Origin of the sequence: Kocuria sp. NPDC057446, assembly GCF_042802875.1 — a bacterium.
In the GTDB taxonomy this organism is placed as follows: domain Bacteria; phylum Actinomycetota; class Actinomycetes; order Actinomycetales; family Micrococcaceae; genus Kocuria.
The window spans coordinates 1-4,922 of the sequence record NZ_JBHVDI010000216.1; the positions used below are offsets into that span (position 1 = coordinate 1).

At 74.3% G+C, this 4,922-nt stretch carries 5 protein-coding genes; all 5 read right to left on the reverse strand.

Annotation, left to right across the window (positions count from 1 at the left end; genetic code table 11):
• Nucleotides 1-25: 25 nt before the first annotated feature.
• The 5 genes from purM to ACFU0Y_RS17085 are packed head-to-tail and all read right to left on the reverse strand — an operon-like array spanning nucleotide 26 to nucleotide 4,886.
• A complete protein-coding gene (gene purM / locus ACFU0Y_RS17065; RefSeq protein WP_380215989.1) occupies nucleotides 26-1,186 on the reverse strand; it encodes a phosphoribosylformylglycinamidine cyclo-ligase in 1,161 nt (386 codons plus the stop codon).
• A 1-nt stretch (nucleotide 1,187) separates the two neighbouring features.
• Complete coding sequence (gene purF, locus ACFU0Y_RS17070) at nucleotides 1,188-2,981, reverse strand: amidophosphoribosyltransferase (RefSeq protein WP_380215991.1); 1,794 nt, start codon at nucleotides 2,979-2,981, stop codon at nucleotides 1,188-1,190.
• 5 nt (nucleotides 2,982-2,986) lie between these two features.
• On the reverse strand, nucleotides 2,987-3,475 hold the full coding sequence (locus tag ACFU0Y_RS17075; RefSeq protein WP_380215993.1) for a hypothetical protein: 489 nt from the start codon (nucleotides 3,473-3,475) through the stop codon (nucleotides 2,987-2,989).
• A 10-nt stretch (nucleotides 3,476-3,485) separates the two neighbouring features.
• On the reverse strand, nucleotides 3,486-3,851 hold the full coding sequence (locus ACFU0Y_RS17080; RefSeq protein ID WP_380215995.1) for a sterol carrier family protein: 366 nt from the start codon (nucleotides 3,849-3,851) through the stop codon (nucleotides 3,486-3,488).
• A gap of 3 nt (nucleotides 3,852-3,854) precedes the next feature.
• Nucleotides 3,855-4,886 carry an asparaginase gene (locus ACFU0Y_RS17085; RefSeq protein ID WP_380215997.1) on the reverse strand — a complete coding sequence of 344 codons (1,032 nt, stop codon included), beginning with the start codon at nucleotides 4,884-4,886 and terminating at the stop codon, nucleotides 3,855-3,857.
• Nucleotides 4,887-4,922: the final 36 nt, after the last annotated feature.

The following is a 4,922-nucleotide window of genomic DNA, read 5'->3' on the forward strand; positions in this document are numbered from 1 at the left end:
GTTCCGGCGGTCCCTCCGGACCGGGTCAGCCCGCGTGGGTGCCGACCATGCGCACCGCGCCGCCGTCCACGCCCTTCGCACCCTGCACCCAGTCCGGTCCGCCGTGGTCGGCGTCCGGGTCGATCCCGGCCACCGTGCCCATGACCCACGAGGGCAGGCCCCGGGCCGTGAGGTGGGCGACGGCGTCGTCGGCCACCGCGGGGTCGACGATCGCGACCATGCCCACCCCGAGGTTGAGGGTGCGCTCGAGGTCGGGCAGGGGCACGTTGCCGAGCTGGCTGATCAGCTGGAAGATCGCGGGCAGCTCCCAGGTGCTGCGGTCCACCGTGGCCTCCAGACCGGCGGGCAGCACCCGGGCGAGGTTCGCGGCGAGGCCGCCGCCGGTCACGTGGCTGAAGCCGCGCACGCCGCGGCCCGTGGTCCGGTCCGGGCCGTTGACGGGGAAGGCGGCGGCGAGGTCGAGGACGTCGGCGGCGTAGACGCGGGTGGGCTCGAGCAGCTCCTCGCCCAGGGTGCGGCCGAGCTCGGAGACCTGGCGGTCCAGCGACCACCCGGCCACGTTGATGACCTTGCGGACCAGGGAGTACCCGTTGGAGTGCAGCCCGGAGGAGGCCATGCCGATGACCACGTCGCCGGCGCGCACGCGGTCCGGGCCCAGCAGCTCGTCGGCCTCGACCACCCCGGTGGCGGCCCCCGCCACGTCGTACTCGTCCGGGCGCAGCAGCCCCGGGTGCTCGGCGGTCTCCCCGCCGACCAGGGCGGTGCCGGCCTGCTCGCAGGCCGCGGCGATGCCGCGCACGATGTCCGCGATGCGCTCGGGCACCACGCGGCCCGTGGCGATGTAGTCGGTCATGAACAGGGGCTTGGCGCCCACCACGACGATGTCGTCGACGACCATGCCCACGAGGTCGAAGCCGATGGTGTCGTGCACGTCGAGGGTCTGGGCGATCGCGACCTTGGTGCCCACGCCGTCCGTCGAGGTGGCGAGGTAGGGCTTGCGGTAGGCGAGCAGCTCCGAGACGTCGAACAGCCCCGCGAACCCGCCGACCCCGCCGACCACGTGCGGGGTGTGCGTGGCCCTGACCGCGCTCTTCATGAGCTCGACGGCGCGGTCTCCCGCCTCGACGTCCACGCCCGCGCTGGCGTAGGTGACGGTGCGGTTCGTGGAGGAGGGGGGCTGGGCCATGTCAGGCGTCCTTCGCGGTCTCGTGCTGGGCGGCGTGCGGGGATCCGGGCCCGGTGGCGGGCCGGGGGGTCGGCGGAGCGGCGGGCCCGGCGGGGACCCGGTCCTCGGGCAGGATCAGGTCCTCGAGGTCGGCGTCGGGACCGGGGTCGCAGCCCGTGGAGGACTCCTGGACGCCGGGGTCCTCGTCGGAGATGCTGGTGCGCTCGGCGGGCCGGCGGGAGACGCCGTCGGCGGCCGAGGGGCGGGTGTCGATGGACACGGCGGAGGCGTGCTCCGGCCGCTGCGCCACGGACGGCCCGCCCGGTGCCCGGCGGGGCGAGGAGTCCACGGGCGTGCGGGCCTCGAAGACGTTCTTGCCGAGCTTGTCGGCGTCCGGCAGGCGCGTGGGGTACGTCCCGGAGAAGCACGCGGTGCACAGCTCGGAGCGCTCCTGCAGGGTGGCCGCGATCATCCCGTCCTCGGAGATGTACCCGAGGGAGTCGGCCCCCAGGGAGGCCCTGATCTCCTCGACCCCGAGGCCGTTGGCGATCAGCTCCGCGCGGGAGGCGAAGTCGATGCCGTAGAAGCACGGCCACTTGATGGGCGGGGAGGAGATCCGCACGTGGATCTCGGCGGCCCCGGCCTCCCGGAGCATCCGGATGAGGGCGCGCTGGGTGTTGCCGCGCACGATCGAGTCGTCGATGACCACGAGCCGCTTGCCCGCCACCACGGACTTCAGCGGGTTGAGCTTGAGCCGGATGCCGAGCTGGCGGATGGTGTCCGAGGGCTGGATGAACGTTCGTCCGACATAGGCGTTCTTCACCAGGCCGTTGCCGAAGGGGATGCCGGACTCCTCGGCGTAGCCGATGGCGGCGGGCGTCCCGGACTCGGGGGTGGGCATCACGAGGTCTGCGTCGATGCCGTGCTCCCGGGCGAGCCGGCGGCCCATCTCCACCCGGGACTCGTACACGGAGCGGCCGTTGATGGTGGTGTCCGGGCGGGCCAGGTAGACGTACTCGAACACGCACGCGGCGCGGCGCGTCTCGGCGAAGCGCTGGGAGCGCAGGCCGTGCTCGTCGATCACCACGAACTCGCCGGGCTCGATCTCGCGGACCAGGGATGCGCCCACGATGTCGAGCGCCGCGGTCTCGGAGGCCACCACCCAGCCGCGCTCCAGCCGGCCGAGGACCAGCGGGCGGATGCCCTGCGGGTCGCGGGCGGCGTAGAGGGCGTTCTCGTCCATGAAGGCCAGGCAGAAGGAGCCCACGAGCTGGGGGAGCAGGTGCATGGCGGCGTCCTCGAGGGAGCCGTGCGGGTGCTCGGCCAGCAGCGCGGTGACCAGCGCCGTGTCCGTGGTGTTGCCCTGCGCCATCTCTCCCTGGGAAGGGAAGCCGGACTTGTCGATCAGCTTCTCGTACAGCTCCGCCGAGTTGGTGAGGTTGCCGTTGTGTGCGAGCGCCACGGTCCCGTGCGGGGTGGCGCCCAGCGTGGGCTGGGCGTTGGCCCAGTGGGACCCGCCCGTGGTCGAGTACCGGCAGTGGCCCACGGCCAGGTGCCCGGTCAGGGTGGTCAGGGTCGCCTCGTCGAAGACCTGCGAGACGAGGCCCATGTCCTTGTACACCGCGATGCGGTGACCGTCGCTGGCGGCGATGCCCGCGGACTCCTGGCCGCGGTGCTGCAGGGCGTACAGGCCGTAGTAGGCCAGTTTCGCGACCTCCTCGCCGGGGGCCCACACGCCGAACACGCCGCACGCGTCCTGGGGGCCCTTCTCTCCGGGGAGCAGGTCGTGGCTGAGCTGTCCATCAGGGCGAACCACGTCGATCAGCCTTCTCTCGAGCGTCGGGGGTCGGTGGGCCGGGGATCATCCGCCGGCTCGCCGGCAGGGGCGTCGGCGTCCCCGCCGTGCTCCGCGCCGGTGTTCGCACCCCCGTGGTGGTCCGCGTCCACGACCTCGGTGGTGACGGGCCGCGCCCGGGCCACGGAGACCCGGTCCAGCACGAGGGCCACGACGGCGCCGGCACCGAGGCCCAGGACGGTGCACACGGAGAGCATGAACAGGGTCACGGCACCCTCGGTGAACGGGGCCCCGCCCCCGCCCGTCAGGCCCACGAGCACGCCCACGACCGCTCCCAGGACGCCGCCGAGCAGGACGAACGCCCAGATGTTCGGCGCCCGGCGCAGGGTCATCTGCTGGCTGCCGGAGGCGGCCAGCGGCACGGCCGTCCGCTCCCGGCGGCGCCGGCGCGAGGCCTTCCGTGGGACCTTCCGCGGGGACGGGCGCGCGGAGGGGGAGGAGGGAGTGGAACTCATGCCCTCAAGGCTACCGGGGAAACAGGGGGAGGGCGTCCGCGAGATCGGTCCGTGTGCCCGAGGCCACAGCGGCGCCCGAGGCGACGGCCTCCGGCCAGGTCACGGCGCCCGTGACCAGGCCGAGCCACGTGCGGGCGTCCGTCTCGACGACGTTGGGCGGGGTCCCGCGGGTGTGCCGGGGCCCGGCCACGCACTGGGTCACCCCGAAGGGCGGGACACGGACCTCCACGCTGTTGCCGGGCACCCGCTCGGCGAGCTCCTCCAGGGTGTAGCGCACGGCGGTGGCCACGCTCCGGCGCGGGGTGCCGTCCGGATCCGCGCGCCAGGCGCTCAGCGCCAGCGTCCCGTCCGCGGGGTCGACACGGCGGCGGGCCACGGCTCAGTCCTGCCCGAGGGCCCGGACCAGCTCCGGCCCGAGCAGCTCCAGGAGGGGCTCCGCCAGGCGGAGCCGGCCCACGGGGCGGGACCCGCCCATGATCGGGCGCACCACCCGGCCGATCACCGCGGCGGCCGCCGGGGCGGGCACGGCCCCGGCACGGGCGAGCAGGCTCAGCCCGATGAGCGCGTTGGCGCGGGAGCCGCCGTCGAGGACCTTGAGCGCCACCGACCACCCGGTGCGGGTGCCGAGGGCGAGCACGCCCTCCGCGCCGAGCTTGGCCACGACGTCCAGCTCCTCCATGACCACGGTGTTGTACTTCCCGGGCCCGTGCACGAGCTCGGGGTAGTCCAGCATGCACTGGGACACGGTGGCGGCGCGGGCGTCGGCGTCGAGGTTGCCCGCGGCGCGGCCCAGCGTCGAGTACGCCCGCGCCAGGCCGGTCAGGGAGACCGCGGCCAGGGGAGCGCCGCACCCGTCCACGCCCACGTGGGCCACGCGCTCGCCGGTGAACTCCTCGACGGTCTCCACGACGGTTCGCTGCAGGGGGTGCTCGGGGTCCAGGTAGCTGTCCGTGGGCCAGTCGTTCTCGGTGCAGGCCCACAGGAAGGCTGCGTGCTTGCCGGAGCAGTTCATGCAGATCCGGGTCCTGCCCCGGCCGGCGCGGACGAGCTCCGTGCGGACCTCCTCGTCCTCCGGCCAGTCCGGCGGGCACTGGAGCGCGTCCTCGGTCAGGCCCGCGGCCGCCAGGATCGAGCTCACGGCGTCGAGCTGGTCGAAGGAGCCGATGTGGGACGCGGAGGCGATCGCCACCTGGGCCCCGCGCAGCGGGACGCCGGCCTTCATGGCGGCGATGGTCTGGAACGGCTTGAGCGTGGAGCGGGGAAAGATCGGGGTGCCGATGTCGCCCAGCTCCACCGCCACGGCTCCGTCCGGGTCCAGGACCACGGCGGAGCCGCGGTGGCGGGACTCGACGAAGCCGCTGCGCTCGAGCACGGCGAGGTCCACGGCACGGTCCGAGGTGAAGGTCTGCATCGCCCCAGTATGCCAGCGGCGCCCGGCGCCCCCGGG

What these genes read in the sequence shown, in the direction of transcription:
- purM (WP_380215989.1), bottom strand. Translation starts at nt 1,186, where the DNA reads ATGGCCCAGCCCCCCTCCTCCACGAACCGCACCGTCACCTACGCCAGC.
- ACFU0Y_RS17075 (WP_380215993.1), bottom strand. Translation starts at nt 3,475, where the DNA reads ATGAGTTCCACTCCCTCCTCCCCCTCCGCGCGCCCGTCCCCGCGGAAG.
- ACFU0Y_RS17085 (WP_380215997.1), bottom strand. Translation starts at nt 4,886, where the DNA reads ATGCAGACCTTCACCTCGGACCGTGCCGTGGACCTCGCCGTGCTCGAG.